At 40.5% G+C, this 25,000-nt stretch carries 20 protein-coding genes, 1 tRNA gene and 2 pseudogenes (2 of these 23 cut by a window edge); 17 read left to right on the forward strand and 6 right to left on the reverse strand.

Annotation, left to right across the window (positions count from 1 at the left end; all coding sequences use genetic code 11):
- Nucleotides 1–114: the 5' portion of a YifB family Mg chelatase-like AAA ATPase gene (locus CLV95_RS07435; RefSeq protein WP_002728419.1), read on the reverse strand. The gene continues 1,425 nt to the left of window position 1, outside the view; 114 of the gene's 1,539 nt are visible here — the first part of the coding sequence; it begins with the start codon at nt 112–114; its stop codon lies beyond the left edge, outside the window.
- Nucleotides 115–268: 154 nt separating this feature from the next.
- Between CLV95_RS07435 and CLV95_RS07440 the strand changes: the two genes are divergently transcribed.
- The 15 genes from CLV95_RS07440 to CLV95_RS07510 all read left to right on the forward strand — a co-directional run bounded on the left by CLV95_RS07440 (nt 269) and on the right by CLV95_RS07510 (nt 16,989).
- Entirely contained in the window at nt 269–643 is a 375-nt protein-coding gene (locus CLV95_RS07440) for a type II secretion system-associated lipoprotein (protein ID WP_002728383.1), read from the forward strand.
- On the forward strand, nt 618–1,622 hold the full coding sequence (locus CLV95_RS07445) for a LysM peptidoglycan-binding domain-containing M23 family metallopeptidase (protein WP_002759845.1): 1,005 nt from the start codon (nt 618–620) through the stop codon (nt 1,620–1,622). Before CLV95_RS07440 ends, CLV95_RS07445 begins: the two co-directional genes overlap by 26 nt.
- A 59-nt stretch (nt 1,623–1,681) precedes the next feature.
- Complete coding sequence (locus CLV95_RS07450) at nt 1,682–2,587, forward strand: type IV pilus biogenesis (RefSeq protein ID WP_002728397.1); 906 nt, start codon at nt 1,682–1,684, stop codon at nt 2,585–2,587.
- A gap of 4 nt (nt 2,588–2,591) precedes the next feature.
- A complete protein-coding gene (gene gspD, locus CLV95_RS07455; RefSeq protein ID WP_002728400.1) occupies nt 2,592–4,388 on the forward strand; it encodes a type II secretion system secretin GspD in 1,797 nt (598 codons plus the stop codon).
- Between the two features lie 3 nt (nt 4,389–4,391).
- Entirely contained in the window at nt 4,392–6,065 is a 1,674-nt protein-coding gene (gene gspE, locus CLV95_RS07460; RefSeq protein WP_002728426.1) for a type II secretion system ATPase GspE, read from the forward strand.
- A 4-nt stretch (nt 6,066–6,069) separates the two neighbouring features.
- Entirely contained in the window at nt 6,070–7,296 is a 1,227-nt protein-coding gene (locus CLV95_RS07465; protein WP_002728437.1) for a type II secretion system F family protein, read from the forward strand.
- A 22-nt stretch (nt 7,297–7,318) separates the two neighbouring features.
- The gene (gene gspG, locus CLV95_RS07470; protein ID WP_002728417.1) at nt 7,319–7,795 is read left to right on the forward strand and encodes a type II secretion system major pseudopilin GspG; all 477 of its coding nucleotides are present in this window, start codon (nt 7,319–7,321) and stop codon (nt 7,793–7,795) included.
- A gap of 21 nt (nt 7,796–7,816) precedes the next feature.
- Nucleotides 7,817–8,386 carry a pilus assembly FimT family protein gene (locus tag CLV95_RS07475; RefSeq protein WP_002728441.1) on the forward strand — a complete coding sequence of 190 codons (570 nt, stop codon included), beginning with the start codon at nt 7,817–7,819 and terminating at the stop codon, nt 8,384–8,386.
- The gene (locus tag CLV95_RS07480; protein WP_002728531.1) at nt 8,361–8,990 is read left to right on the forward strand and encodes a type II secretion system protein; all 630 of its coding nucleotides are present in this window, start codon (nt 8,361–8,363) and stop codon (nt 8,988–8,990) included. Before CLV95_RS07475 ends, CLV95_RS07480 begins: the two co-directional genes overlap by 26 nt.
- A 9-nt stretch (nt 8,991–8,999) precedes the next feature.
- Nucleotides 9,000–9,644: a type II secretion system protein GspJ gene (locus CLV95_RS07485; RefSeq protein ID WP_002729848.1), complete on the forward strand. Its 645-nt coding sequence runs from the start codon at nt 9,000–9,002 to the stop codon at nt 9,642–9,644.
- Entirely contained in the window at nt 9,607–10,833 is a 1,227-nt protein-coding gene (locus tag CLV95_RS07490; protein WP_165794397.1) for a type II secretion system minor pseudopilin, read from the forward strand. The genes CLV95_RS07485 and CLV95_RS07490 overlap by 38 nt, the downstream gene beginning before the upstream one ends.
- Nucleotides 10,834–10,841: 8 nt before the next feature.
- Complete coding sequence (locus tag CLV95_RS07495; RefSeq protein ID WP_107694907.1) at nt 10,842–12,467, forward strand: cell division FtsA domain-containing protein; 1,626 nt, start codon at nt 10,842–10,844, stop codon at nt 12,465–12,467.
- A gap of 7 nt (nt 12,468–12,474) precedes the next feature.
- Complete coding sequence (locus CLV95_RS07500) at nt 12,475–13,002, forward strand: hypothetical protein (protein ID WP_002728458.1); 528 nt, start codon at nt 12,475–12,477, stop codon at nt 13,000–13,002.
- A complete protein-coding gene (gene gspN / locus CLV95_RS07505; RefSeq protein WP_002728428.1) occupies nt 13,002–13,925 on the forward strand; it encodes a type II secretion system protein GspN in 924 nt (307 codons plus the stop codon). The genes CLV95_RS07500 and gspN overlap by 1 nt, the downstream gene beginning before the upstream one ends.
- Before the next feature lie 544 nt (nt 13,926–14,469).
- Nucleotides 14,470–16,989 carry a DUF1554 domain-containing protein gene (locus tag CLV95_RS07510; protein ID WP_026053971.1) on the forward strand — a complete coding sequence of 840 codons (2,520 nt, stop codon included), beginning with the start codon at nt 14,470–14,472 and terminating at the stop codon, nt 16,987–16,989.
- Nucleotides 16,990–17,413: 424 nt separating this feature from the next.
- Here the strand turns inward: CLV95_RS07510 and CLV95_RS07515 are convergent.
- Nucleotides 17,414–17,521 (reverse strand): annotated as a pseudogene (locus CLV95_RS07515) (IS110 family transposase); the annotation flags it as partial.
- 524 nt (nt 17,522–18,045) lie between these two features.
- Here CLV95_RS07515 and CLV95_RS19310 point away from each other — a divergent pair.
- Nucleotides 18,046–18,355 (forward strand): annotated as a pseudogene (locus tag CLV95_RS19310) (IS110 family transposase); the annotation flags it as partial.
- A gap of 161 nt (nt 18,356–18,516) precedes the next feature.
- Here CLV95_RS19310 and CLV95_RS07525 read toward each other — a convergent pair.
- Nucleotides 18,517–22,107 (reverse strand): vitamin B12-dependent ribonucleotide reductase, encoded by a 3,591-nt coding sequence (locus tag CLV95_RS07525; protein ID WP_002728565.1) that lies wholly within the window; start codon nt 22,105–22,107, stop codon nt 18,517–18,519.
- Nucleotides 22,108–22,315: 208 nt separating this feature from the next.
- Between CLV95_RS07525 and CLV95_RS07530 the strand changes: the two genes are divergently transcribed.
- Nucleotides 22,316–22,391: transfer RNA gene (locus CLV95_RS07530), tRNA-Asn, on the forward strand.
- An 897-nt stretch (nt 22,392–23,288) separates the two neighbouring features.
- Here the strand turns inward: CLV95_RS07530 and CLV95_RS07535 are convergent.
- The 3 genes in view from CLV95_RS07535 to CLV95_RS07545 are tightly spaced (at most 6 nt apart) and all read right to left on the reverse strand, a layout consistent with a single transcriptional unit that may run on beyond the window.
- Complete coding sequence (locus CLV95_RS07535; protein ID WP_002728555.1) at nt 23,289–23,579, reverse strand: exodeoxyribonuclease VII small subunit; 291 nt, start codon at nt 23,577–23,579, stop codon at nt 23,289–23,291.
- A gap of 2 nt (nt 23,580–23,581) precedes the next feature.
- Entirely contained in the window at nt 23,582–24,850 is a 1,269-nt protein-coding gene (gene xseA / locus CLV95_RS07540) for an exodeoxyribonuclease VII large subunit (RefSeq protein ID WP_002735774.1), read from the reverse strand.
- 6 nt (nt 24,851–24,856) lie between these two features.
- Nucleotides 24,857–25,000 carry the 3' portion of an AI-2E family transporter gene (locus CLV95_RS07545; protein WP_107694909.1) on the reverse strand. It continues 984 nt past the right edge of the window, so only the last 144 of its 1,128 coding nucleotides appear in the window; the start codon falls outside the window, past its right edge; its stop codon occupies nt 24,857–24,859.

The following is a 25,000-nucleotide window of genomic DNA, read 5'->3' on the forward strand; positions in this document are numbered from 1 at the left end:
TCCCGTTATCATAAAACGAGGCAAACCTCGTTTGAGGTTAATTTCCACATCGACAACAAATGCATCCAAACCTTCCAAATTGGCTCCGGCCAAACAGATCCAAGAATTTTTCATACTTTCCTCCGGAAAGTACGGTTTCGATTCTTTTACTTGGGGACTATGATTTCGTGCTAGAAATCGTGTTTTCGTTCGAAAAATTAAAAAGGCAATTCTGCTTTTTCAAAAAACTCCTTTCAAATACGTTTAGCTTCTATAATTTTGCTCTGGAATGTTTCGTATTACCGTTTTCCTGCTTCCCACATTTTTTCTTTTTCTCGCAGGTTGTGGCAATCGACTCATTCGTAAGGACGCAATTGCTCCTATCAACGAGTATTATTCGGAAAAAATTTATTACCTAACGAAAGACAAAAAAGTTTCCAACACGGAAACTTTTAAAAAGGGAATGCTCGTTCGAATTTATGTGGAATCGACCCCTTCCATGGTAAAAATCAAATGTTATCCTGCGGATCATAAAAGAGAGTATGCTATCGGAAGGATGATCATTTATCAACTAAATGATGAATACGGCGATAAAAAGATTACTATAGAGGACTTAGATAAGTTGATGGCCAATGAACTTGTGGAATATAAAAAGAAAAAATAAATCTTCTACAGGAGCGGGATCAAGATCGGATAGATTCATATCCGATATTAAAAAAGTGAATGGAAAACTTTTTTTTATTCCTCTCATTTCTTCTTTGATTCTCAGCCCTATTTTTGCGGATCCTTTGAAGAATTATGATGCTGAGATTTCGGAATATACCAATAAGGATTCTTCCTTCTTTTCCGATAAGGAAGAGCGTAAAATTAAACAATTATTTTCCCAATCCCCTGAAAATTGGCAGGAGGAAAAATATTCCCTCAATTACCATAAGGATAAGTCCAATTTAGAACTTCCGAGTTTTATCAATGTCAGTAAAATCATTTCTTCCAGAATCGTAAGCCATAGTGGGATCATCTATAAAAATTATGTTGTAAAACCGAGAGACTCTCTCTCCAAGATCGCAAGAGATATGAGAACTTCGGTTCAAAAAATTATCTCTATAAACGGTCTGAAAAAAAACACTACGCTTCAAGTCGGACAGAATATTTCCATTCCGGTTCAAGTGCGTAACGCAAGCCGCGAAAGAGTGGAATTTCGTAGATTATTTGTACATCCGGTCTTGAACGCAAAAATAACGTCTCGTTATGGAAGAAGAAAGGATCCGTTTCATACCGGTTCCCGCGGCTTTCATACCGGTTTGGATTTTGCAGGCACACAAGGCGCTCCGATTCTTGCAGTTGCAGACGGGGTTGTATCTTTTGCCGGGGTAAACGGAGGTTATGGGAATACGGTTATCATCGATCACGAGAACGGTTATAAAACAATGTATGCCCATTGTTCGAAAATTACGATCGATCAGGGAACGAAAGTCAGCACTGGCACGGTCATAGGTGCAATTGGCAGAACCGGGTCGGCTACGGGACCTCACCTTCATTTTGAGGTCTTTTTAAACGGAACTAGAGTAAATCCTGAGACCGCTTTGAAAAAGGCATTGAAGATTGTTACTCCTTTAGATCCGGGTAAATTTGCCAGATTGTAATCCAAATAGAAATTGGAAGTATCCTAATTTCTTGAAAGAAATTTACTAATCGAATTCCTATGAACGCGATTTTTTTAGAACTCAGGAAGAACACTTTTTATACTCTTATTCCTGTAATTTTATTCTTTTCTTATTCTCTTTCCTATCTTCTAAGAGCCGTTATTCTCGCTTTTTTAAATCCAAGTGTTCAAGCGGTGAACTCTAACGTAAGTCCGATTCGTAAAATGGGTCCGGAAACCATCAATCGAGCCCTTTCTTCTTATGAAGAAATGGTTCAAGGAAATTTAATCCGAGGAGTCATCTCCAAAGAAGGGGAAATTCCTGTAGAAGGTGAAATGTCTGTCGCTCCCCCGGATACGGGAGAAGGAGAGGACATGAAAGTTACCGGTACTTTGAGCGGACACTGGTCCTTTGCTCGGGTTACGATCGTGGAAAAAGGAAAAGCCGAATCCCAAGAGTTTGGGATCGGTGAGACTGTCAGTGGATATAAGATTCGTTCCATTGCGCTCAACTACGTAGTTTTGGAAAAGGGAGGAGTTACCCTCAAAGTTGAGATCGGTCAAACACCGGGAGAAGCAAAAGCCAAACTAAGTCTAGACGCCAATACAAAAGCGGAGGGCGAACAACTTCCTACCGGGAATACGGTCCGAAAGGTTCTTTCTAGACAAGACGTAAACCGTAAGCTGAAAGACCAAGCGGCAATCTTTAAGAATGCAAGATTCGGTCCTGCATTGATTAATGGAAAAATCACCGGTTATAAAATCTACAGTGTAACTCCCGAACATATTTTTTATGCCTTAGGGGCCAGAAATGGAGATATCATCAAACGAGTAAACGGAATGCCATTAACCGAAACTGAAAAAATGTTAGAAATCTGGGGAGCCGTAAAAACTGCCGATAAGATTACAGTAGATGTAGAAAGAGGTAGTCAGATTCTCAGCTACGAATTTATTATCAGAAATTAAAAAAATGTACGGAACAATCAGTCAATTTTCAATCTTTAGAATATTCCCCATTCTCATACTTTTATTTTTAGTGTGGGACAAACCGGTATTTCCTCAGAGCAAGAAAAAATCTTCCGTTAAAACAAGATCGGCCACCGCTCCGGAAGAACCGGCGGAAAAGAGCTTTTATGCAAATTGGAGAGATACCGAATTGAACGATTTTCTCAAAGGAATGAGCGCTATCTTAAAGAAAAACATTCTTTTAGATGAGAGTTTAAAAGGTAAAAAGATTACGATCATTTCTCAAAAGGAAATTCCGATTAAAAATGCATTCATCTTTATGAAATCAGTTTTAGAATCCCTCGGTTTTGGCGTGGTGGAAGAACCGGATCTGATTTCGATTGTCAAGATTAAGGATGCACTTGCAAGATCTCCCGTGGTCCGAGTCGGTAAGGAATTGATTCCTGAAACGGAAGTCGGCGATTACAGAACGATCACTCAGATTATTCCTATTGAAAATACAAAACCGGAAGAACTAGAACCGATTCTCAGACGTCTGACCTCTCCAAATACGGACGTAATCGTTTATAGAAATACGAACACGATTGTTCTTTCCGGTTCCGGAGCTGACATCAATAAATTGCTGGTTTTGATAAACGAACTCGACCTGAAATTGGAAGAAGCAAGTCCGGGGGCAATCTCGTCCGCCGGTGACGTGCACATTTATACTCTGGAGCATAGCGAGGCCGAAAAGATCGCGGCCACTCTCGTTAAATTGGATAATCCTGTGGTTCAATCCGAAGAATTGAACCCCGAGAAAAAAGTTCCGGGACAGATACCGATGAAAGTGGAGAAGATCAAGGCAGTAGGTCATAAAGAATCCAATTCCGTTATTGTAACCGCAACGAATGCCGAATGGGCCGAGATTCGAAAGATCATTAAAGTTTTGGATTCCGCTCGAAAACAGGTTCTCTTAGAAGTGCTGATTGTGGAACTTACTTCTAGCGACTTGAACGATTTCGGAATCGATTGGAGATATAAGGGAGAGGCTTTTGGTCAATTCAACTCGGGTCTTTCTAAAGAGGCAAATATCATCAATTCAAACGGACAAATCAATCCAAATGTCAACACACTCAGCGGTTTCTCTTTGGGGTTCTTAAAAGCAGGTTCGGAACAGATCATCGGAATTTTAAGTGCTAACCAAGGAAATGAAAATTTCAACGTATTATCCGCTCCTCAGGTACTCACCGTGGACAATCAAGAAGCGGAAATCAGTGTCGGCCAGGATGTTCCGGTTCGGACACAGAGTAGGAATGCCGGTACCGGTGGAACAAATGCGGTTACAGTAGACAACTACGAATATCGTCCCACAGGTATCAAACTCAAGTTTACTCCGCACGTAAACAAAAACAATAGGATTACTCTCGAACTCTTCCAGGAGATTAAGAATATCGCTGAGATTGCCCTTGCCGGAGGGAATCCGACTTTCAATCGACGCGAAATCAAAACTTCCATTTCCATTGAAAACACTCAGTCTATCGTGATCGGGGGACTTATCTCAAATGATAAACAAAAGAGGATTATTAAAATTCCTTTTCTTGGAGATATTCCGTATTTAGGTCATCTTTTCAAAAGGACTACCGAAAAAATCAAAAAGACGAACTTGATGGTTTTTATCACACCGCATATACTGGACAGTAGAGAAAATGCGGATAAGATGACCGTGAAGAAAAAGATGTTACAGGAACAATACGAACTCGAAAGAGAAAGAATCCTCAATAAAGAAAAAGAAATCAAATCTTTCTTTGAAAAAGAGGATTAAAATTTGAAAACTCTCGGAGATATCCTAATCGAAGAGGGGATCATATCCGAAAAAGATCTGGAAGATTCCCTTAAGGTTCAGAAGAAAAATAACCTTCCACTCAGTCATATCATTCAGAAAAAAGGAATCGCCGGAGAAACCGATATTCTCCGTGCTTTATCCAAACTCTATCAGTTTGAATTCAGGGAAAAACTTGAGTTTACGGGAATAGAAGACGTATTTTTACAAATTCCGTTGAAACTCCTTCAAAGAAGCAGGATCGTTCCATTTCAACTTTCCAAAAAGACGATTCGAGTCGCCGTGTCCGATCCGTCCGATCTGCATCCGATGGACGACGTGCGGAATTTTTTAAAAGGATATAACGTAGAATTTGTTCTCGCTCCGGAGCCGGAGATCATGAGAATCATCCACTCTCAGTTTGATACTACCTCTTCATCAGCAAAGGAAATGCTAAATGAAATGGAGGGAAGTTTTTCGGAACTTGCGGAAGCTTTTGAAAACGAAACTCTAGATTTAAGCGACGACGCCCCTATCATCAAAATGGTAAATGTGATTCTTTCGCAGGCCGTCAACGAAAGAGCTTCCGACATTCACATCGAACCGTATGAAAAGTCACTCGTGGTTCGTTACAGGGTGGATGGTATTTTGCATAACGTTCTTAGTCCTCCAAAATCCTATCACGCCGGAATTTCTTCCAGGATCAAGATCATGTCGAATCTGAATATCGCAGAGAATCGACTTCCTCAAGACGGGAGAATTAAGCTCAGACTTGCTGGAAAGGACATCGATATACGGGTTTCTACGATTCCTTGTCAGTTCGGAGAAAGGATCGTTATGAGGCTTTTGAACAAAACGGATCAAAAGTATTCTTTGGATACGATGGGTTTTTATCCCGATCTCATCAAATCGCTTCGTTCTCTAATCTACGAACCTCATGGAATCGTTCTCGTTACGGGACCGACCGGATCGGGAAAATCCACCACACTCTATTCGGCGCTCAGCGAACTGAACACAGAAGAAAGAAACATCATCACTTGTGAAGATCCCGTGGAGTATCAGATCGAAGGAATTTCTCAGATGCAGATGCAGGAGAAAATCGGTCTTACGTTTGCTACCGGTTTAAGAGCGATCTTACGACAAGACCCGGATGTGATTATGGTGGGGGAGATTCGAGACGAGGAAACCGCGAGGATCGCGATCCAGGCTTCTCTTACGGGTCACCTTGTGTTTTCCACATTGCATACGAACGACGCGGCCAGTGCGGCGACTCGTTTGATCGATATGGGAATCGAACCGTATCTTATCACTTCCACGGTTTTGGGCTTTATGGCTCAGAGACTTGTACGTGTCATCTGCACTCAATGTAAAGAGATTTACAAACCTACCACTTCGGAATTGGAATCGATTGGAATTTCTAGGAAGGCTTTAAAAAACGGAAGCTTACACAGAGGTAAGGGTTGTTCTCATTGTATGGGAACCGGTTTTAAAGGAAGGACGGGAATCTACGAGCTTTTGTTAGTAAATTCTCACATTAAACATGCGATCCTGCAAGGTAAGGATGCAGGTCAGTTAAACGAGATCGCGCTCGAACATAATTTCCAAACTCTAAAAGATTACGGAGTCAAAAAGATAATCGACGGAGTAACTACGATCGACGAAGTCCTCAGAGTAACCTAATTTCATGGCCATTTATTCTTACGTTGCATTTAATAAAAAAGGAAAAGAAGAGAAAGGGATTATAGACGCCGCTTCTCTTCAAGCCGCAAGATCCAAACTGAAAAACAAGGGGTTGTATGTTCGCAATATCTCTGAAGATTCCGAACGAAAAGACAGGGAACTTTTTCCATTTCTAGCAAAATATTTTTATAGAATTCCTCGTAAAGAAGTCGGGCTTTTTTCCAGACAACTCGCTACTTTACTCGGTGCCGGAATTCCTCTGGATAAATCCCTTTCCAGCATCGTAGAACAAACGGAAAACCAAAATTTCAGAAAAGTTCTTACCGGAATGCAGACAAATATCACGGAGGGTTCCTCCCTATCGGAAGCGATGAAAAAACATCCCGACGTGTTTCCCAGCCAATTTCCGTCTCTTGTCGCAGTCGGTGAAAAAACAGGGGATTACGAAGCCACGTTGACTAGACTTGCCGAACTCGAAGAAAAATCGAGCGAACTCAAAGCAAAGGTTCAAGTCGCGATGGTATACCCGTTCATCATGGGCTCTTTATCCATCTTCGTTACGATCTTTTTATTAACGGTAGTTATTCCGCAGATTCAAGAATTGTTTTTACAGTTCGACGCGAAACTTCCTTTGATCACTCGAATCGTAATCGGAGTTTCGGACATTCTGATCGGATTTTGGTGGCTTCTTCTTGCCTTGGGTTTCGGCACCGTTATGAGTTTTATCTATTATAAAAACACTCCTAAAGGAAAACGGAATTGGGACGAGTTCGTATTGAAGATTCCGATTTTGGGTTCTCTTGCACGCAAGGTTCTCGTGAGCAGTTTTGCAAGAAACATCGGAATTCTTTTGAGTAACCGTGTTCCCTTGATTACTACGTTAACTATCGTGGAAAAAATCGTGAATCATTCTATCTTCGGAGAAGAAATTAAAAACGCAGTAGAAAGAATCAAGGAAGGAGAAAAACTTTCCGCATCTTTCAGCGGGTCCGTAATTCTGCCCCAGATGGTGGTGGGTATGATTGCCGCAGGAGAGGTTTCGGACCGGGTTCCGGAAATGATGAATAAACTTGCGGATATCTACGATACCGAAGTAGATACCGCGATTAAAACGATGACACAATCCATGGAACCTTTGATGATCGTAGTAATGGGACTGCTCATTGGAACGATCATGGCATCCATTATGGTCCCAATGTACAACTTGACACAACAACTTCAAAACATATAACTTTAGATTAAGGAGAATTGAATTGAACCGATCCAAATTAAAAAGAAAATATAGAAAAGGTCTGACGCTGATCGAACTCGCTGTTGTTGTGATCATCCTAGGTGCATTGATCGCCCTCGTTTATTCCAACTTCCGTCCCGGTGAGATCAGCGACGACACTGCCGCTCTCAAACTAAAAAAAGACGCCTACGAACTTCAATCGCATTTGGAAAGATACGCACAACGTTACGGGACTTATCCCTCCGATGAACAAGGCCTTGAAGCTTTGGTGGAAAAACCCACCACAGGAGACGTTCCTGAAGATTGGAAACCGATCTTGACCAAAAAGTCGGCGATCAACGATCCTTGGGGAACTCCCTATAAACTCAAAAGGGATACAAACGGTGACATTCAACTCATAACCATGGGTAAGGATAAAAAAGAAGGCGGAGAGGGTAAAAATGCTGACTTTAACATCCTTAATGAAGACGAATATCCTTCCGATTTCCACAGAAAGTAATTCTACCTTTCCTTTCCGGTTATGAAATTACAAAACATCCGGAAAGGATTTACTCTGATAGAGTTAATCGTTGTTATTGCGATACTCGCGGGGTTAATTAGTATTCTCGCAAGTACCGCCGCGAATTTCATTATTCCTTCTGGAAGTGATGCGGCGCAAATTCTAAAACAAGCGGCCGAATTTTGTTATAAAAAGTCCATTCTCACGAATACTACGATGATATTGGAATTAGATATAGACAATGACACTTATGCCGTTAAGAAATTGGTTCGAGACGAAAGCGGACTTAAGGAAATCTTAATTTTTAAACCTCAAAAACTTCCCTATACTTCCGAAATTATCGACATCACTGATATTCGAGGTTTTCGATATACGAAAGGAATCATCAAAGTTCCGTATACCTATCTCGGAATCTCGGCGGATTACAGCGTTCATTTAGGAAACGATCCTTCCATTTACAGGACCTTAATCCTTTATCGATATGGGGGGAAAGTTTCCGTGTTGGAAGGAGAGCAGTTTCATACTTCTTCGAATTTGACGACTGATAAAAATTGGAAAGAGCAGGATGATACCGAACAGCAACAGCCGTAAATCCGTTTCTTTCCGGATCGCAAAAATCATACGTCAATTCGGATTCTACAAAACGAATTTGCATCGTAACGACGAAACTCGTTCGATCGGAGATTGCGCACATTCGTCGAAATTGATCCGAAGCGGTTTTAATTTGATCGAAGTTTCCATCGCACTCGCGTTAGCCGGAATTTCGATGACATACACGTACATGGTTATCGCCAACGGAATCAGACAACAAAGAATGGCGACTGTAATCTCGAACGCGGTTCATCTCGCTAAAATTAAAATGGCCCAGATCGATTCCGTGTCGGTTCTTCAATCCGATAAAACCACGGGTGATATTCCGGGTTATCCCGGATACAGTTTTGAAACGATGATTAATGAGGAAGAGATGGATCTTATGAAACTTGCCGGAAAAGAAAACAAAAAACCAGAGGATCTGCTCGGTGGTCGGGATTCGGAGATGAATAAATTGATCATGCAGAGATCAGGGCAGGCAAATCAGGGAGCGGCTACCGTCGGAATCATCCGAGTTTTCAGAATTAAGGTCACGATCAAATATCCCACTGGAAATGGAACAGAATCTTATACGGCGGAAACGTTTAAGTCCGCGCAATATTAAGAATTTAAAATGAAAATGAAGAATGCCCACTTCAAACGAAACGGTTTTACCTTGATCGAAATTTCGATCGTGGTGATGATTTTGGGCGTCATATTTGTCGGAATTTTTTCTACGTATTACACCTCTCTTAAAATTTCCAGAGAATCCTCTTCTACGGGAGGGGCGGCAAAAAGGGATATTCTTCTTGCGATTGAGAATATTCGAAGTACGATCTCGATGACATACTTTCATCAAACTCAAAGGAGACTGATCTTTATCGGTAAAAACGAAGGAAGAGGAATCGATCGTAAAGATCGTTTGGACTTTGCGGCTACACATCCGAATTCGGAAGAAACATCCATGCCGGAAGTGAGAGAAGTCTCTTTTTATTTAAAACCAATGCCGGATAACTCCGATTATAATCTACTTATACGCAGAGAGGATGAGATGGTGGATCGTTATCCGAAATCGGGGGGAACGGAATATACTTTATTGACCTACGTGAAAAGTTTTCAGCTCAGGTATTCCAGAACCGGAGCGAAATGGGAAGACGAATGGGATTCAAAACTTACCAAATCGATTCCGAGACTGATCCGAATCGAGCTGATCGTAAACTCGGGAAAGAAGGAGGTCCGTTATGAAACGCTCGCGTTTCCGGGAATTCTTTTTAAATAATATTCAAATTTTATTAAACTCGATTCGAAAGATTACTTTTTTGAATACGCGGAAGAACATTCCAAGAGTTTCGTTTACCTTTAAAATAAGAACCGGCCATAAAATGATTTTACTACGACGAAACATTCACAAATTCAAAAAAGGTTTTATGGTCGTGATCTTAGTGATGGCGATCGGTACTGCTTCCTTTTATACGGCTACGGAGTTCGGAGAACTCTCTTTGGGAGAACTGAGGGTCGCTCAAGCGAATGCGGACGGGTTTCGGGCGCTTCTTCTTGCAAAAGCGGGTTTCCAGGGAGCGTTAGGAGCACTTAAGAAAATTCCAGAGGAATATCTCTACAAAAGCGGAATTGCACTCAACCCTCCGCCTTTGCCGTTGGGAGGTGGGACCATTTATTACAAGATCAGTTCCGAAGACGGAAAGATCAATTTGAATTCTCTTTTGAATCAGGACGGCAATCAGCAGAATTTACGTTCTGTAGAAATGCTTTCCAGACTTTTTGATCAATTCGGTATCAAACGGGAAAAACTCTTTCCAATTTTCGATTGGTTGGATACCGATCTTCAGGAAGTCGGCGGAGGTGCGGAAGATGGGTATTACTCCTCTCTAAAACCCCCTCGGAAGAATAAAAATTCTTTTATGTACTCTCTTTCCGAACTGGTTTCTGTGAAGGGATTCGATAGAGAAACGGTTTACGGTTCTCTAAAGCCGCCGGACTTTGATCAGAAATATTCCAAAGCATTTCAGTCGGACGAGGAACGTGCACTGATCGGAGATAGCGATTTCGTTTTAGCGAATAACGTGACCGCATATATCCCCTCCGGACAAAGTTCGGATGATAGAATCAACTTGAACGGTGCGCCATACTTTGTTTTGATGTCTTTATCTGATTTTATGACTAAACAGGCCGCTATGAGAATTCTTAAATTCAAATTGGAACGTGGCGGTTTTATCAAAGAATTGAAGGATCTGGAAAAATTTCAGGAATTTCAAATTCCAACCGCGGGGGGATTGACCCTTTATAAGGAACTCGCTGGAGAAGGAACCGATGTCTCGGGAGGAAGAGTAAAAACCAAGGGGGAAATTTTTCGAATCGTGGCAGTGGGTCAAGTAAAGAATACGGTTCGCAGAATCACGGGTATTTTCGATCTGACAAATAACCAGATGCTTTATTATATGGAAGACTAGAAAAACAGATGTTTATTTACGATCAATTTCTTGCAATCGATTATGGAACGAGTGCGATCAAGGGCGTTCTTTTTCAAAAAGTTCTCGGTAAGTTAAACATTCTACGCTCCGAGATTATGAATATCTCTCATGGAGAAGAGGACGAATGCAAACACAATATTCTTCGTTTTATCAACTCATATTTTCCTGGCGAAACGAGTATCGTTTTGAATCTTCCTTTGAGTCGTCTTTTTGTAAGGGAGTTTTCTATTCCTCTTACTACGGTAAAAGCGGTTCGGGAAGTGATTCCCTTTGAAGTGGAAAACAGAATTCCGTTTCCCATGGAAACCGTCGAGGTAACGGGAAATATATGGAGAATTGATCAGGAAAAATCGAACGTGATCGCGTATTCGGCGCACCACAGCGAATTGGATTTTATCACCGCACCATTTCTCGGAAGCAATATCGTATTTAGAGGTTTGTTCGTGGATTCGGTCAGCCTCGCTTCCGTTGTCTCCGAACATTCGAACAAAGAAATCACTCATAAGAAATCTGCCCAAGTGGACATAGGCGGACGAGTTACCATCTTAAGCATTTTGAACGAAGGAAAAGTCGCTCATACCAGATATATTTCCATGGGTGGGGATACTCTTACGGAACAAATTGCGTCCGACTTAAAGATTCCTTTTGAAAAAGCGGAAGGGATTCAATTTTCTCTTCAATTTGAACCGTTTGCGGGAGAAGGGATCGATCTCAATTTATTCGCGAAGGAATTCAAACTCAAAGCAATCGATATTAAAAAGGCATTTCAAATTACCGTAAAATTTGCGGAAAAACTTTCATCTGAAATCAACAGAAGTATCGTGTCAATGGACGAGGCTGAAAGACCGGAAGTTTTATATCTTTCGGGTGGAGGAAGTAAGATCCGAGGAATCGAGTCCTTTCTCGGAGATTCTTTGGGACTTATCATTCGTAGATATGATTTCCTTTCTTTGAACGGGGATATATTCTCTACTTGTTTGGGAATGGGTTATCATTTCGGGTTTCCGAAAAAAGATAAGGTCGATTTTATAGATACCCCCCACGTTAAGCGAATCAATAAGAACATTCTAAACTTAGATCAGTTTAGACCACATTTGATTTTTTCGGGAATTTCTTTGTTCATCCTAATCACGGTTTTTTTCGTAGGAATCGTAGTCGACAAACGAAAACTCAGTGCGGGCGACAAGATGCTTGCGGAAAAATTTCAGAAAGGTTTCGGTAGACCCGCTCCCGAAGATGTAGATATATTAGAATATGCCGCTAAACTCAAGAACGAAGAGAAGAAAAAAACCGAGATTTACAGATTATACTTAAGTAAACCGAGTATTCTTGACATCCTGTTCGAATTGTCCATAAATTTTCCTTCTTCCGATATGCAACCGTTTCAGTTGGATCAGTTCGATTACGATCAGGATCTCGTCAAGATCGGAGGAAAAGTAAACGAGTTCAGTGAAATAGGAATTGTACAAAGATCTTTGGAAAAGTCCCCGATGTTTAAAGACATAGAGATTGTGGACAAAAAATTGATGCAAGGCGTTAAAAATTACAAAGTGTTTTTTATCATTAAGATGAAAGTTGTCAATAAACCAATTTCCCCTGAGGAATCGTTTTAGGATCGCCATGCTTGATAAATTAGAACCCAGAGAAAGACTGATTGTACTTGGAGGAATCGGGGCGGTTTTTTTACTAATTGTATTTTTGGCGATCCGCAAAGTGATAACCCTTCGTCAGGGATTAACGGAAAAAGTTCAGGATTCGAGAACCGCCCCCGTAAAACTGGATAAGATTATTCAGGAGTTTAACGATTTCAAGTCTTTGGATTCTTCCGGAGGGGAGACCGACGTAAGCGCCGTTTACGCGAAATTAGATGAGATTTTCATACGATACGGATTGAAAGAAAAAATTTCTACGATGAAAGACTCCAATTCGATCGAAGATAAGAAATACAATCGGATCACGATTGATATCAATTTTCGATCGGTCAGCTTGGACAATATCTTTCGGCTGGTTTATGATATAGAAAAGAATAAAATGATTAACGCTAGAGTGGAGTATTTGAATTTTAAAAAGCCGTTTTTAGGAAAAGAAGTTTATGATGTAAATTTGAAACTTTCCACCTACAGTCGAGTTGTGGTGGGCGCAAAATGATGAAAAAAGAAAAAGAATTTCAGGAAGAGGCCGCACTTACTCGCGAAGAAGAGGAATTTTTAACTCTTGAACTTCAGGAAGAAGAGGAGGAACCGGCCCCTCGTTTTACGTTCAGACAAAAGCTGATTCTTATTGGAACGGGTCTCTTCTCGTTTCTCATTTTTACCGTTTGGCTTTTTCCTTTAGATGAGGTCGTTCGTAGTTCCTTACAGTCCTCTTCCGCTAAAACGGGAACAATCATCAATTTCAGGGATTTGAGTATTTCGATTTTGGGAAATGTAACTTTGGATACCCTAGAAATCACCACATCTTCCAATCTTAAGATCAAAACGGAAGAAGCTGTTCTGAAAACTTCCCTCTTAGGTTTAATTAAGAAAAAATTCAACGGAAAATTTAAACTGATTTCCTTAAAAATCGACACCGAAAATGGACCCTTAGCAAAGATTCGCAGCTTTGAAGGCCAGGGAAAATTCGATAATTTAGACCAAGGTTTTTCGAGAATGAATGGTACGCTACATTTGGAAATTCCGGCCGGATCTTCTTCAGGCATGATTCAGGAACTTCCTGAAATTCCTCTTCTAGGCGAACTGAAAAATATCACGATTAAAAAGTTTCTGACAAAATTGAACCTTCAGGGCGGAAATCTCATTTTTAACGATTTTACATTAGACACATCGATCGCGCGTTTTGATATCACTGGAAATATTCGTCTATCGGAAAACATGTCCTTTTCTCAGTTGAATCTTAGAATTTGTTTAGAACTGGATCGCAACTTCGAGCTGGAAAGACAGGATATTCAGGATATGTTGACTCTCTTAGAAAAACAAAGTGGAAGTAAGTGTATCCCAGTTATGGGAACCGTCAATAAACCGGAAGTGAAAATCCCGGGAATATCCGGGTCTTTAGCTCCTGGGAATCCTTAAATGCCTTATAAATCAGTTTCCTTTGAAACTTTTAATGAAAAGCATTTTCAATTGGCTCATTGGTATTTTCTAAAACTCTGATATTTAGGATTTATTTTGAAGTCGTTTACTTTGAATCCAGACTTTGTAAACAAACAGAGATACGATCTCGAATGAAAGAGGCAATCATAAGTTGTTTTAAGATTCTCCATTTTTCTTTACAAACAATGTTCGGCTTCATCAGTAAGTAGACTTTTTTTACTTCTCATTTCGTTCATCAAACAATTTGATTTTTGTAAATTTGATTTTAGAACTTTACACTATATCCACTGACATCTAAAACGTAGGGACTCCTTCGTATTATGAAAAATTGAGCGGTTACAATTAAATAAAAATATCATATAAGTTCGCAAAATGCAAGGACTCTTTAGAAATGAAGTTTGCGTTTAACTCAAGTTACTACTACAGCACGAACTTGCTTGAATCAAACGTAAAAAGTCATTTATAAGAAAAACGTACGCAAAAAACGTTTCTTCCATTGTTTACTTTTTCTAAGGAGATTTGAATTTTGAAATACATATTAAAAAAAATATATTTCTGTTCTTTTATATTTGTGACCGCATTTTTTGGAGGATGCGGAGAGGAGAAAAATTCGAATTTGTTCGGAATCTCTTCCTTGAAAAATTCAATTTTGAATTTAGTCGATTCGCACTCGAATAACTTGACCATACTTCCTTCGGGAGGACTTTACGTGTTCGTTACGAGTTATACGAGCAGTTCTTCGGTTTCACCTCTTACTCACAACGGAAACTTTTCAGGCATTTCCGGCGCAGATGCGTATTGCAATTCCCATATTCCTTCCGGTATATCGGGAAGCGGATTTTACAAGGCAATGCTTGTCGACGGAATCAATCGTGTCGCAACCACGGTGGGTCCGAATTCTTCGTCAGGTCAAAAAGATTGGGTTTTTCAAAAAAACACTTCGTATTATAGACCGGATGGGAAGATGGTGTTTACTACGAACGATGTGGGGCTTTTCGATTTTTCTGCGGGATGGCTTAGTAATACGTTCGCCGATTCTTTTTACGTCTGGGATTTCGGAATTTGGACCGGACTCCAATCTAACTGGAAAACGGTCCCATCTACACAACTTTGTTCTTCCGGGTTGCAACCTTGGACAAGCGGAAGTGTATCCGTTCAAGGTGGGATTGGGTATGCAAATTACAGCGGTGGAACTTCCATATCGGCAAGTTCCATTCCTTGTCAGTGGAAAGAAACCCAAGATCCAAATTCTCAAGGAAGTATGGAGATGGGAATTCTTTGCGTACAAGAAAAACCCATCACATTCAAAGCAAAGATCGGTTTTTTAGAAGATGAACAGTGTCATCATCAAAATATTGGAAGTTCCCCTTTTACGATTCCTTGGAAACAGTGCCATGAGTTCAAACGTCATTTTGATCCTACAACGGGCGCTGCGATTTCGAGTGACGTTTCTGCTCCGGGAAGTTACAGACCTTTACCCGGCCAAGTTCATTTGAATTTCTTTTCCAGCACTCAAACGAATCCTACCGGATGTTACGTTTCCAATTTGCAAAACGATTTGGATGGTAATGTGGCCGCACAAGTGAACGGTTGTCTTAATACGATTCCTACACCGGATCGAGTTCGGATTACAGTTGTTTTGGATTACAAAACAAATCTTGCCTATAACAATTCCACGGGAACCATTCGCGCTCTTTGGAATAAAACCGATGTAGCCGGTCTGAATTATCTTCCCTACGACCAAAGTAAATTTTTTCAAACTCTTTACGTAGATCCAATTAACTTAAGTAAGGTGGAATCCTATTTTGAAACGACGCTTTCTTTGAGTCCTTATTGGGACGCAGCTACAAAAACCTACGACCTCAAAACAGTGAATATCTTGAATTCCGTATCCCCAAATCTTGTAAATAGTATGAAATATACTCTTTCCAATTGGCAAGGCACGGTGGAGTTGCACAATCGAGTCAAATCTGAATCGATCGATAAGATCCACTTTGATATGTTTCAAAATAATCCGTCTCAAAACTGTAATCGATGTTATACGGTTCATTTTACGGGTTCATACGGTTCGGGAGCGATTCCTGGAAATATATACTTTTTAGCACCGGCGCTAAATGCCATTGTTATTTATCCAGTGGACCATCCTTTAAGTCACGAATTCGGACATACTCTTACATTTTCTGCGGCACCTAATTTGTCATTGGCCGAAGTGAATTGGGCCGGTCAATTTAGGGATTCAAACAATCACAACTATGGTCGGTCTCACTCCATATATCAATACCAAGATATGGTGACCGCTCTTGAGGAAGGGATTGTAAATCCGATCGGAAGATATTTGATTAGCAGGAATCGAGGTGTTTGGAGATACGATCCGTTTGCTATTTATTTCGGTACCTATCAATACGGTTGGCAACTCACTCCGGTCGTAGACCAACAGTATTCCGATTTTCAGAGGTTCCGATACGAAATGTGGAAGAGGGGAATTGCGGAGAATTCTCCGGAGTGGAATTCCAGATTACAGAATATCCAGGGAATCAATTCTACGTTTACGGATTACAAAACGAATTCGAATAACGAAATGCGTTATGACGCTTTTGGTCATTATTTGTTACAAGTTGCTCCGTTTCACATCGATTGTTACAACGCGACCGGTTCGAACGCTTCCAATCTTCATCTGTTGAGTTACAAATACGATCAAATGAAATTGTTGGGTGAACTCTTGGACGGAGGACCGGTCAGCTATAAGTCGACTACGTATGGAGATGTGGTTCATCCCAAAAATACTGTGATCAGTTTAAAGGATTTACTAATCACCTTAAACGAACTCTACGACGGCTCTCCTCTTCCGCTTGAGGGAACTCCTGGTTTTACCGATAAGTTCCTTTCGATTAAAAGTCCGTTTTCTCCTCAATCTCTGGGGTGGAAACTGATTCAGAAAGGGCTTATTTCCAAGGCCGAAGTAGATAATTTATTTCGTGCGGTAGGAATGGACCAACTTTCGAACATATGCGGTTATCCTTGGGCTTTACCGGATTGTCAATGAAATAGGGACCTTTCCAAAACAACAATTGATCGCGGGGATACAAAGATTCTCGTGATCGTGAACGGATTCTTAGGTTTGTTGTATTTACGGAAAAGACACGAACTTAAGAATCCTAGTTTTAAGGAATTTCTTGGGCTTCAAAGATATTTCCGTAAAAATGAACTTATAGCCCGTCTCAAAACCTGAAAAAATATCTCTCAACGATCCGGCAAGTTTTTAAAAACGTGGGAGTTCCCACAGATTGCGTCGTATTGACAGTTTTTTCTTATCGTTTAGGATTGTAATAGCTCCTACATTTTTGTTAAATTAAACCGTATGCTTCTATTGGCGCTCGAAGAAACTTAAGCCGCTACGGCTCCCATGAATGCCCCGTGGCAGAATTTTGAAGTCGGTTTTTGATATGACGTGCCCATCTGTAGCAGTAAATCTTTTTATCCATGGATTTTAAATTCTCTTCTTGAACTCTTACTCGACTATAACAATCCTTAAACGTCTCTTGAAGAATCTCGTTTTCAAAGCGGAGATTGTTCAACTAACGTGAGTCTTACATAACAAATGCAAAAGCGATTGTAGCGGAAATTCCGAAGGAATTGGAACATTATGCTGCGATTCGTAGAGAGCGAGCGGTACTTTAGTTCCGGCTCTCGAACCATTTTTACTATAAAATTTGTAAACGATTTGCCCAACTTTCTTTTTCTTATATCAAATTCACGTTAAACTACATTGTAACGAAATTCCCTCTTATTGTATTGGGATAAACTTTTAGTTTTTTTATATTTCACTGTCTTCTTTTCCATTACAGGTTAATGTATTACTATTTTCATGGAATTGTCAAGGACTCTGGACTCTACGGACGTATTTTTCATATGCGATTTTATGTCAGCGGATTAAACCGTTTTAATTTTCAGGATTTCTTTTTTCCAGAACTTACAAATCCGTAAAATATATTATCTGTTTGAAAGATTTCAGCACTCCAATTGACCCCTTAGATAAAATGGCGCATTCTGGGCTTGAAAACCATGGATTAGATTTACAAGCATTTACCACAAACAAGAAAACTGCATCCTGGTAGCCCCGGAAAGATTCCAAGACAGAGTTCAGATAAGATCAAAACGGAAAAAGAGATGCGATTAAATTAGCAAGATTATTACGAATTGGAGATTTAGAATCAATCCATGTTCCAAGTGAAAAAAATGAAGCGATAAGGGATTACTGAGATCTCAAGACAATCTTCGTTTGGATTTAGGAAGAATTGTCAAAGGTTGATGAAATTCTTATTAAGAAAGGTATCGCTTACTCAGAAACGAAGCATTGGACAGTTAGTCACAAATGGTTGAATAATGGGTTTTTAGGAAAAACCTTTAACAAAAACGTTGTAATGCTTTTGAGATGAATTCTAAATTTGATTATTCTATAAAAGTCTGAGCCACATCACTCAAACTTTTATAGAGTTTTTGTTCCTTTCCAAATACAACCGAATGGTCATACCTATATCTTTGAGCAAAGAAAACAAACTGCGTAATTCGATTAAGAACATCCGGTAGTAGCGCCACAGGACATACATTTCAAACAAGATCCGTTACGCACCATCTCAAAAGAGCCACATTCCGAACAAGAGTCGCCAGTATAACCTTTGATCTTGGCGAGTTTGATTTCTTCTAAGAGAGCAAGGGAAGTCGTGGCTCTTTCCTTAGAAATCATTTGTGAATAAGAAATTGTTTCCACTTCTTTTTTCGGAACGGGTTCTGTCGTTATAGTTGTGAAGTTGATAGTTTCCTGGGAATTTGATTCGGCGGTGGCTCGTTTGGAACCGATTTCGTCTCCTCTCAAGTCTTCCGGAGAGACTTGCCCAAGATCGTACCTTCCGAGGTAGGTAATTGCCAATTCCCTGAAGATATAATCGATTACAGATGTACTCATCTTGATGTGTTTATTTCCGGAAACAATACCGTTCGGTTCAAATTTGAAGAAAGTAAATGCATCCACATATTCTTCCAAAGGAACACCGTGTTGTAATCCCAAGGAAACTGAAATGGCAAATGCGTTCATCAAACTTCTAAACGCGGCTCCTTCTTTGTGCATATCGATAAAAATCTCACCGATCTGACCGTCTTCGTATTCGCCAGTTCTAAGATATACCTTGTGTCCGCCTACGATTGCTTTTTGAGTATATCCCGCTCTGCGGCTCGGAAGCTTTCTTCTATGAGAAATATATTTTGTGATTACTTTCTCAGCAATCTGAACTGGGTCTTTGGAAAGCATCGCTTCCCTGATTTCGTCCCGATCATCTACTTCAATTCCATTCAAAAGTTCTAATACGGAATTGAGAGGTTGGGAAAGTTTAGACCCGTCTCTGTAGAGGGCGTTCGCTTTGATCATCATTTTCCAAGAGAGGAAATAAGCATCTTTAATATCCTCTATGGTTGCTTCTTCCGGAAGGTTGATCGTTTTAGAAATTGCACCGCTAATAAAAGGTTGAGCCGCCGCCATGATATGTATATGAGATTCGTAGGAGAGAAATCTTTTTCCGTATTTTCCGCATTTGTTGGCACAGTCGAATACGGGATAATCCTTTTCTTTTAAGAACGGAGCGTTTTCGATCGTCATCGTTCCACAGACGTAGTCGTTCGCTTTGTTGATCTCCTCTTTAGTAAAGCCTAGATGTTCTAAAAGAGAAAAGCCTGGAGCATTGAAAACTTCCTTCGTAATTCCCAAGTTTTTGATTAGAAAGTTTTCTCCCAAATTAAACTTATTGAATGCAAAATTGATATCGAATGCAAGAGGAAGGGACGCTTCCACTTTCTCAAGAATTTCGTTTGTGAAACCCTTCTCTTTTAAAGTTTGCGTATTGATTATGGGAGCTCCATTCAAAGTCGCATGCCCTTTGCAATAATTTACGATCGCTTCAATTTCAGAAGTAGAATAACCTAATTTTTTCAAACCGTAAGGAACGGATTGGTTGATGATTTTGAAATAACCACCGCCTGCAAGTTTTTTGAATTTCACAAGGGCGAAATCGGGTTCGATTCCTGTGGTATCGCAATCCATCACGAGTCCGATGGTTCCAGTCGGAGCAATTACCGTAACTTGTGCGTTTCTAAATCCGTGTTTTTCGCCTAGTTCTAGTGCCAAGTCCGCATCTTCTTGAGCTGCTTTAAGCAGGTAAGAAGGACAGAACGCGGGGTTAATTCCTATGGGAGTAATCGTTAAATTTTCGTAATCCCTAGAAGGAGCATTGTAGGCGGCTCTTCTATGATTGCGAATTACGCGAAGCATATGTTTTTTATTTTTCGCATAGCCCGTAAATGGACCTTGTTCTTTGGCCATCTCTGCAGAAGTTGCATAAGCAGTCATATGCATGATAGAAGAAATGGCACCTGTGATTGCCATCGCTTCTTGAGAATCGTAAGGAATACCCAAGATCATCAGAACAGAACCTAAATTCGCGTAGCCAAGACCTAAAGTACGGAACTTATAAGAAAGCTCCGCAATTTCCTTGGAAGGAAACTGTGCCATAGTCACGGAAATTTCAAGAATGATCGTCCAGAGTCTACAGAGATAACGAAAACCTTCCACATCGAAGTTGAGAGTTTCCAGGTTTACGAATTTTTGCAAATTTGCAGATGCGAGATTGCAGGCAGTATTATCCAAGAACATATATTCGGAACAGGGATTGGAAGCGTTAATTGAACCGTCTTCCGGACAAGTATGCCATTCGTTAATAGTGGTATGATATTGAGTTCCAGGGTCTGCACTTGCCCAAGCTGCATAAGAAATCTTTTCCCAGAGTTCGCGAGCGCGCAAGGTTTGAGAAGGTTTCGCTTTGCGTCCTTCGAACTTCGCTTTTTCTTTTTCGGTTCTAAAATAAAGATTCCAAGGTTGATCTTGTTCTACCGCGGCCATAAATTCGTTCGTAAGACGGACGGAGTTATTACTATTTTGACCGGATACCGTGTTGTAAGCATCGGATTGCCAATCAGTGGTCAATTCCTCAAAAAGAATTTCCTTATATCCCTGTTTGGCAAGGTCGATCACTCGTTTGATGTAATTATCCGGAATGAGAACCTTCTTTGCTTCGAGGATATTTTTTTTTAAGGAGGGATTTTTTTTTGGATCGAAACGATCTTCTCCTTCCATCTCGTAACAAGCGGACATGATTGCGTTAAGATGACGATTGTTCAGTATAGAACCAGTGACGAGGGAGGCCACTTTCTTTTCTTCGGTAACTTTCCAATCAATAAAACTTTCAATATCGGGGTGATCCACATCAAGACAAACCATTTTTGCGGCACGGCGAGTCGTTCCACCGGACTTGATTGCACCAGCAGCACGATCGCCGATCTTTAAGAAACTCATCAGACCGGAACTTTTTCCACCTCCGGAAAGAGGTTCGTTTTCTCCTCTTAAATGGGAGAAATTAGTTCCCGTCCCGGAACCATATTTAAACAGACGGGCTTCCCGTACCCAGAGATCCATAATCCCGCCGTCATTAACGAGATCGTCATCTACACTTTGTATAAAACAAGCGTGAGGTTGAGGATGTTCGTATGCGGAAGTCGACTTTACAAGTTTGCCAGTGGTGGGGTCCACATAATAATGGCCTTGAGATTTTCCGTCAATTCCATATGCCCAGTTTAAACCGGTATTGAACCATTGTGGAGAATTTGGAGCCGCCATCTGAGTTCCAAGCATAGAAACGATTTCATCATAAAAAACTTTAGCACTTTCTTCATCGGAGAAGTATTTATATTTGTATCCCCAATAGGTCCAACAACCTGCAAGTCTGTGGAAGACTTGAAGGGCACTGGTTTCTCCGCCAAAACGATCTTCCGGTTTTAGAGATTCCAATTTTTCCGTATCTGGAACCGATTTTTGCAACCACTCTGGAATTCCATCTTCCTGTACTTTTTTTAGGTATTTTGGAACACCTTTTCTTCGAAAATACTTCTGCGCTAAAATATCAATGGCAACTTGGGACCAATCTTCCGGAACGAGAATATCATTTGCTTCGAAAACTTTGGATCCATCAGGGTTGGTAATTTTTGAATTCCGTTTTGCCCACCGAATTGTAGGGGATTCTCCATTTCGAGGGGCGGTAAAATGCCGGTTTATCTTCATAAATTTTTTTTTGACTCCATAACACTCATAAAAGGGATTATGTCACTCTAAGAAAGAGGAAAAATGATCCAAAGCGTTTTTTGGCTCTCTCATTTTTAAAAATTTAAAATTTTTCCTTTGAAAAGTTAGAAAAACACACTCCAATGAGACAAATTGAGATTGCGTTCTTGCCCCTTTTTGAAAATATAGGTTGCACTACCGAGGATACTCCCCTTTAGCTCAGTCGGTAGAGCAAGTGACTGTTAATCACTGGGTCGCTGGTTCGAGCCCAGCAGGGGGAGCCAACTCTCCGTTCCTTCTTCCAATTTTGAATTCTTTTTTGGTTCTTGTTAGACCACTTTTAACAAAATAGAACAAGAAAAACTCAATTTTTGTATAAAACCTTTGATAGAACTCTAATTTTTCTATGTTCTAAATTCCAGAGAAACGGCCCATTCTCTGCTTTTTTCGTTTAAACTAACGTGAATTCGATATAAAAAAATTTGGACAAATCGTTCGTAAATTTCATAACCAAAGTGATTCACGACCCGAAACGCTTTCGTAAAAAGCGTTTCACCTGAATTTTTCAAACTAAGAGCTGGTCTCAAAACCTTAGGAATGTAGGAGCTATTACAATCTTAAACGACAGGAAAAACCTTCAATACAACGGTTTCTGTGGGAACTTTCACGTTTTTTAAAAACTTGCCGGATCGTTTAGAGATATTTTTCTTCAGGTTTTGAGACCGACTCTAAAGTAGAGTATCAAGACGCGCATAAGGAAAGCACAAAGTGGTTCCAAGGATACAGAGCCCTCGATGAATTTGCAAAAGAATCCGATTCGAAATACATTTATTTGCGATAGAGAAGCGGGTATCTATCCGAGTTATTCCAGGAATACGTAGTTGCTTGCGAAAGAAAACAAAAACACACCTGATATGCTGAGCTGGTCTCAAAACCGTCTTTTGTGAGAGCCCCGCGACACTGTCATCAGCCCTCTGAATGTGAGAGTTCCTACGTTTTATTATGAACTTGCTGAATGATGATTGTAATTGATTTTGGGATAAGCTCTTAAGAAAATAAAGGAACTTTTTCTTATAAATAGGAATTAACAAATCAAAAAATAAGTTGGAGAGAGTGAAAGAAAAATGCAACCATCGCTTTAGTTATATCCACTGCAGATTCAACGTAATTTTTCCGGAAAGTTAAAAGAGATCTTCTTCTAAAACGGAATCGGAGGAAGTTTGGGATGTCGATTTGGATTCTGTCCGAAAACCAGTTTTGTTTGTCTTTTGCGACTCGTCTTTGGTAAGGGCTTCTATTTTTCCTTCCGCAGAATCCAAAATTCCCCGGCAGATTTTTTTGAGTTCCATCCCCCTTTCATACGCCTTGAGAGACTCTTCCAGACTAAAGTCTTGGCGCTCCAATTTTTCCGCGATTTGTTCCAGCTCAACCAGAGCATCTTCAAATGAAATTTTTGATCTTGCTTCCGCCATTCTTACTTTCCTTTTCTGATTACTTGCATCGTTCCACTCGAAAGTAAAACTTGCAATTCTTCTTCCGGCTTTGTTTCTTCCGGAGATCGTATGATTTTTCCTTTTTGGTTCCTAAGAATCGAATATCCCCGTTTCATCGTGGCTGGTGGAGAAAGGTCTTCCACCTTCGTGGTCCAAAATTCCGCTTTTTGTTTTTTATGAAAAAAAATATTCCGCATTCTGGATGTAAGATCTTCGTACCGCTCCAATCGAACTCGGGCCAGGCCCACTTTGTTGAATACGGCCTTTTGTAAACGAACTCCGATCTCATCCACTCTTTGGTTTCTCTGGTTGAGAAGTTGCATCGGTTCCTTAAAGATAAATTTTCCGGACAAAAGTCTAAGTCTGTCTTTACTGGATGAAATTTTTGCAAGCAGGGAAGTTTTCAGCCGGCCTTCCAACTGGGTTAAGAATTGAAGTACATCTTCTTCTTTAGGAACTGCATATTCTGCCGCCGCGGTGGGAGTCGGGGTAGAATAGTCCGCTGCAAAGTCGCTTAGTAAGACGTCGGTTTGATGACCTACTGCAGAGATGATGGGAATTCTGGAATTTGCGTAAGCCCGAACCACCTTTTCGTTGTTAAACGCCATCAGGTCTTCGAAACTACCTCCTCCTCTGCCTGCTATAATTACGTCGACCCCCCAACTAGGATGATTCAGTTCTTTGATCGCAGTAACGATTGAATCCGGGGCTTCGTCTCCTTGAACGAAACAAGGAGAAATGAGAATGTTAATTCCCGGAAAACGAGAGCGGGCAATTTTGATAATATCTTCTATTGCAGCACCGGAGGGAGAAGTTGCAATTCCGAGAGTTTTCGGAAAAGACGGGATTCTTCTTTTTCGTTCCGGATCAAAGATTCCTTCGGTCGCGAGCTTCTGTTTGAGTTTTTCGATTTGAAGTAGAATATCCCCTTGGCCCAATTCCTCCACTCTAGCCACATTGAGATTATAAGAACCTCCGGCTTCGTAGAGCGTAACCGTTCCATAGACCTGAACTTCCTTTCCATCAGAGAGGGGTTTTCCGGAATAATTCTTGTTCGAGTAGTTGAAAAAAGTGCATCGCATTAGCGAACTTGAATCTTTAAGGGAGAAATAAATATGTCCCGAACTGGCTTTGCTATAATTGGAAATTTCTCCTCGAACCCAAATATTCTTTAAATCTTTAGATCCTGTGATTAGGTTCTTAAGGATTTTCGTGACTTCCGAAACGGTAAGCGGTTTGGAATCTTCCAATGTTTACTACCGATGTCCCTTGCTTAAAATTAATTCCTTGCGATACAGTTTCCAAAAATCCCAAAGAATGACAACTAACGTGACTACGACCGGGCCCAGCACTAATCCCATGATTCCGAATTCTTTGATTCCTCCGATCAACGACAGAAA

The organism is Leptospira borgpetersenii serovar Javanica (assembly GCF_003046425.1).
GTDB lineage: Bacteria > Spirochaetota > Leptospiria > Leptospirales > Leptospiraceae > Leptospira > Leptospira borgpetersenii.

What these genes read in the sequence shown, in the direction of transcription:
- CLV95_RS07440 (WP_002728383.1), top strand. Translation starts at nt 269, where the DNA reads ATGTTTCGTATTACCGTTTTCCTGCTTCCCACATTTTTTCTTTTTCTC.
- CLV95_RS07450 (WP_002728397.1), top strand. Translation starts at nt 1,682, where the DNA reads ATGAACGCGATTTTTTTAGAACTCAGGAAGAACACTTTTTATACTCTT.
- gspD (WP_002728400.1), top strand. Translation starts at nt 2,592, where the DNA reads ATGTACGGAACAATCAGTCAATTTTCAATCTTTAGAATATTCCCCATT.
- CLV95_RS07465 (WP_002728437.1), top strand. Translation starts at nt 6,070, where the DNA reads ATGGCCATTTATTCTTACGTTGCATTTAATAAAAAAGGAAAAGAAGAG.
- CLV95_RS07475 (WP_002728441.1), top strand. Translation starts at nt 7,817, where the DNA reads ATGAAATTACAAAACATCCGGAAAGGATTTACTCTGATAGAGTTAATC.
- CLV95_RS07480 (WP_002728531.1), top strand. Translation starts at nt 8,361, where the DNA reads ATGATACCGAACAGCAACAGCCGTAAATCCGTTTCTTTCCGGATCGCA.
- CLV95_RS07485 (WP_002729848.1), top strand. Translation starts at nt 9,000, where the DNA reads ATGAAAATGAAGAATGCCCACTTCAAACGAAACGGTTTTACCTTGATC.
- CLV95_RS07490 (WP_165794397.1), top strand. Translation starts at nt 9,607, where the DNA reads ATGAAACGCTCGCGTTTCCGGGAATTCTTTTTAAATAATATTCAAATT.
- CLV95_RS07495 (WP_107694907.1), top strand. Translation starts at nt 10,842, where the DNA reads ATGTTTATTTACGATCAATTTCTTGCAATCGATTATGGAACGAGTGCG.
- CLV95_RS07500 (WP_002728458.1), top strand. Translation starts at nt 12,475, where the DNA reads ATGCTTGATAAATTAGAACCCAGAGAAAGACTGATTGTACTTGGAGGA.
- gspN (WP_002728428.1), top strand. Translation starts at nt 13,002, where the DNA reads ATGAAAAAAGAAAAAGAATTTCAGGAAGAGGCCGCACTTACTCGCGAA.
- CLV95_RS07525 (WP_002728565.1), bottom strand. Translation starts at nt 22,107, where the DNA reads ATGAAGATAAACCGGCATTTTACCGCCCCTCGAAATGGAGAATCCCCT.
- CLV95_RS07535 (WP_002728555.1), bottom strand. Translation starts at nt 23,579, where the DNA reads ATGGCGGAAGCAAGATCAAAAATTTCATTTGAAGATGCTCTGGTTGAG.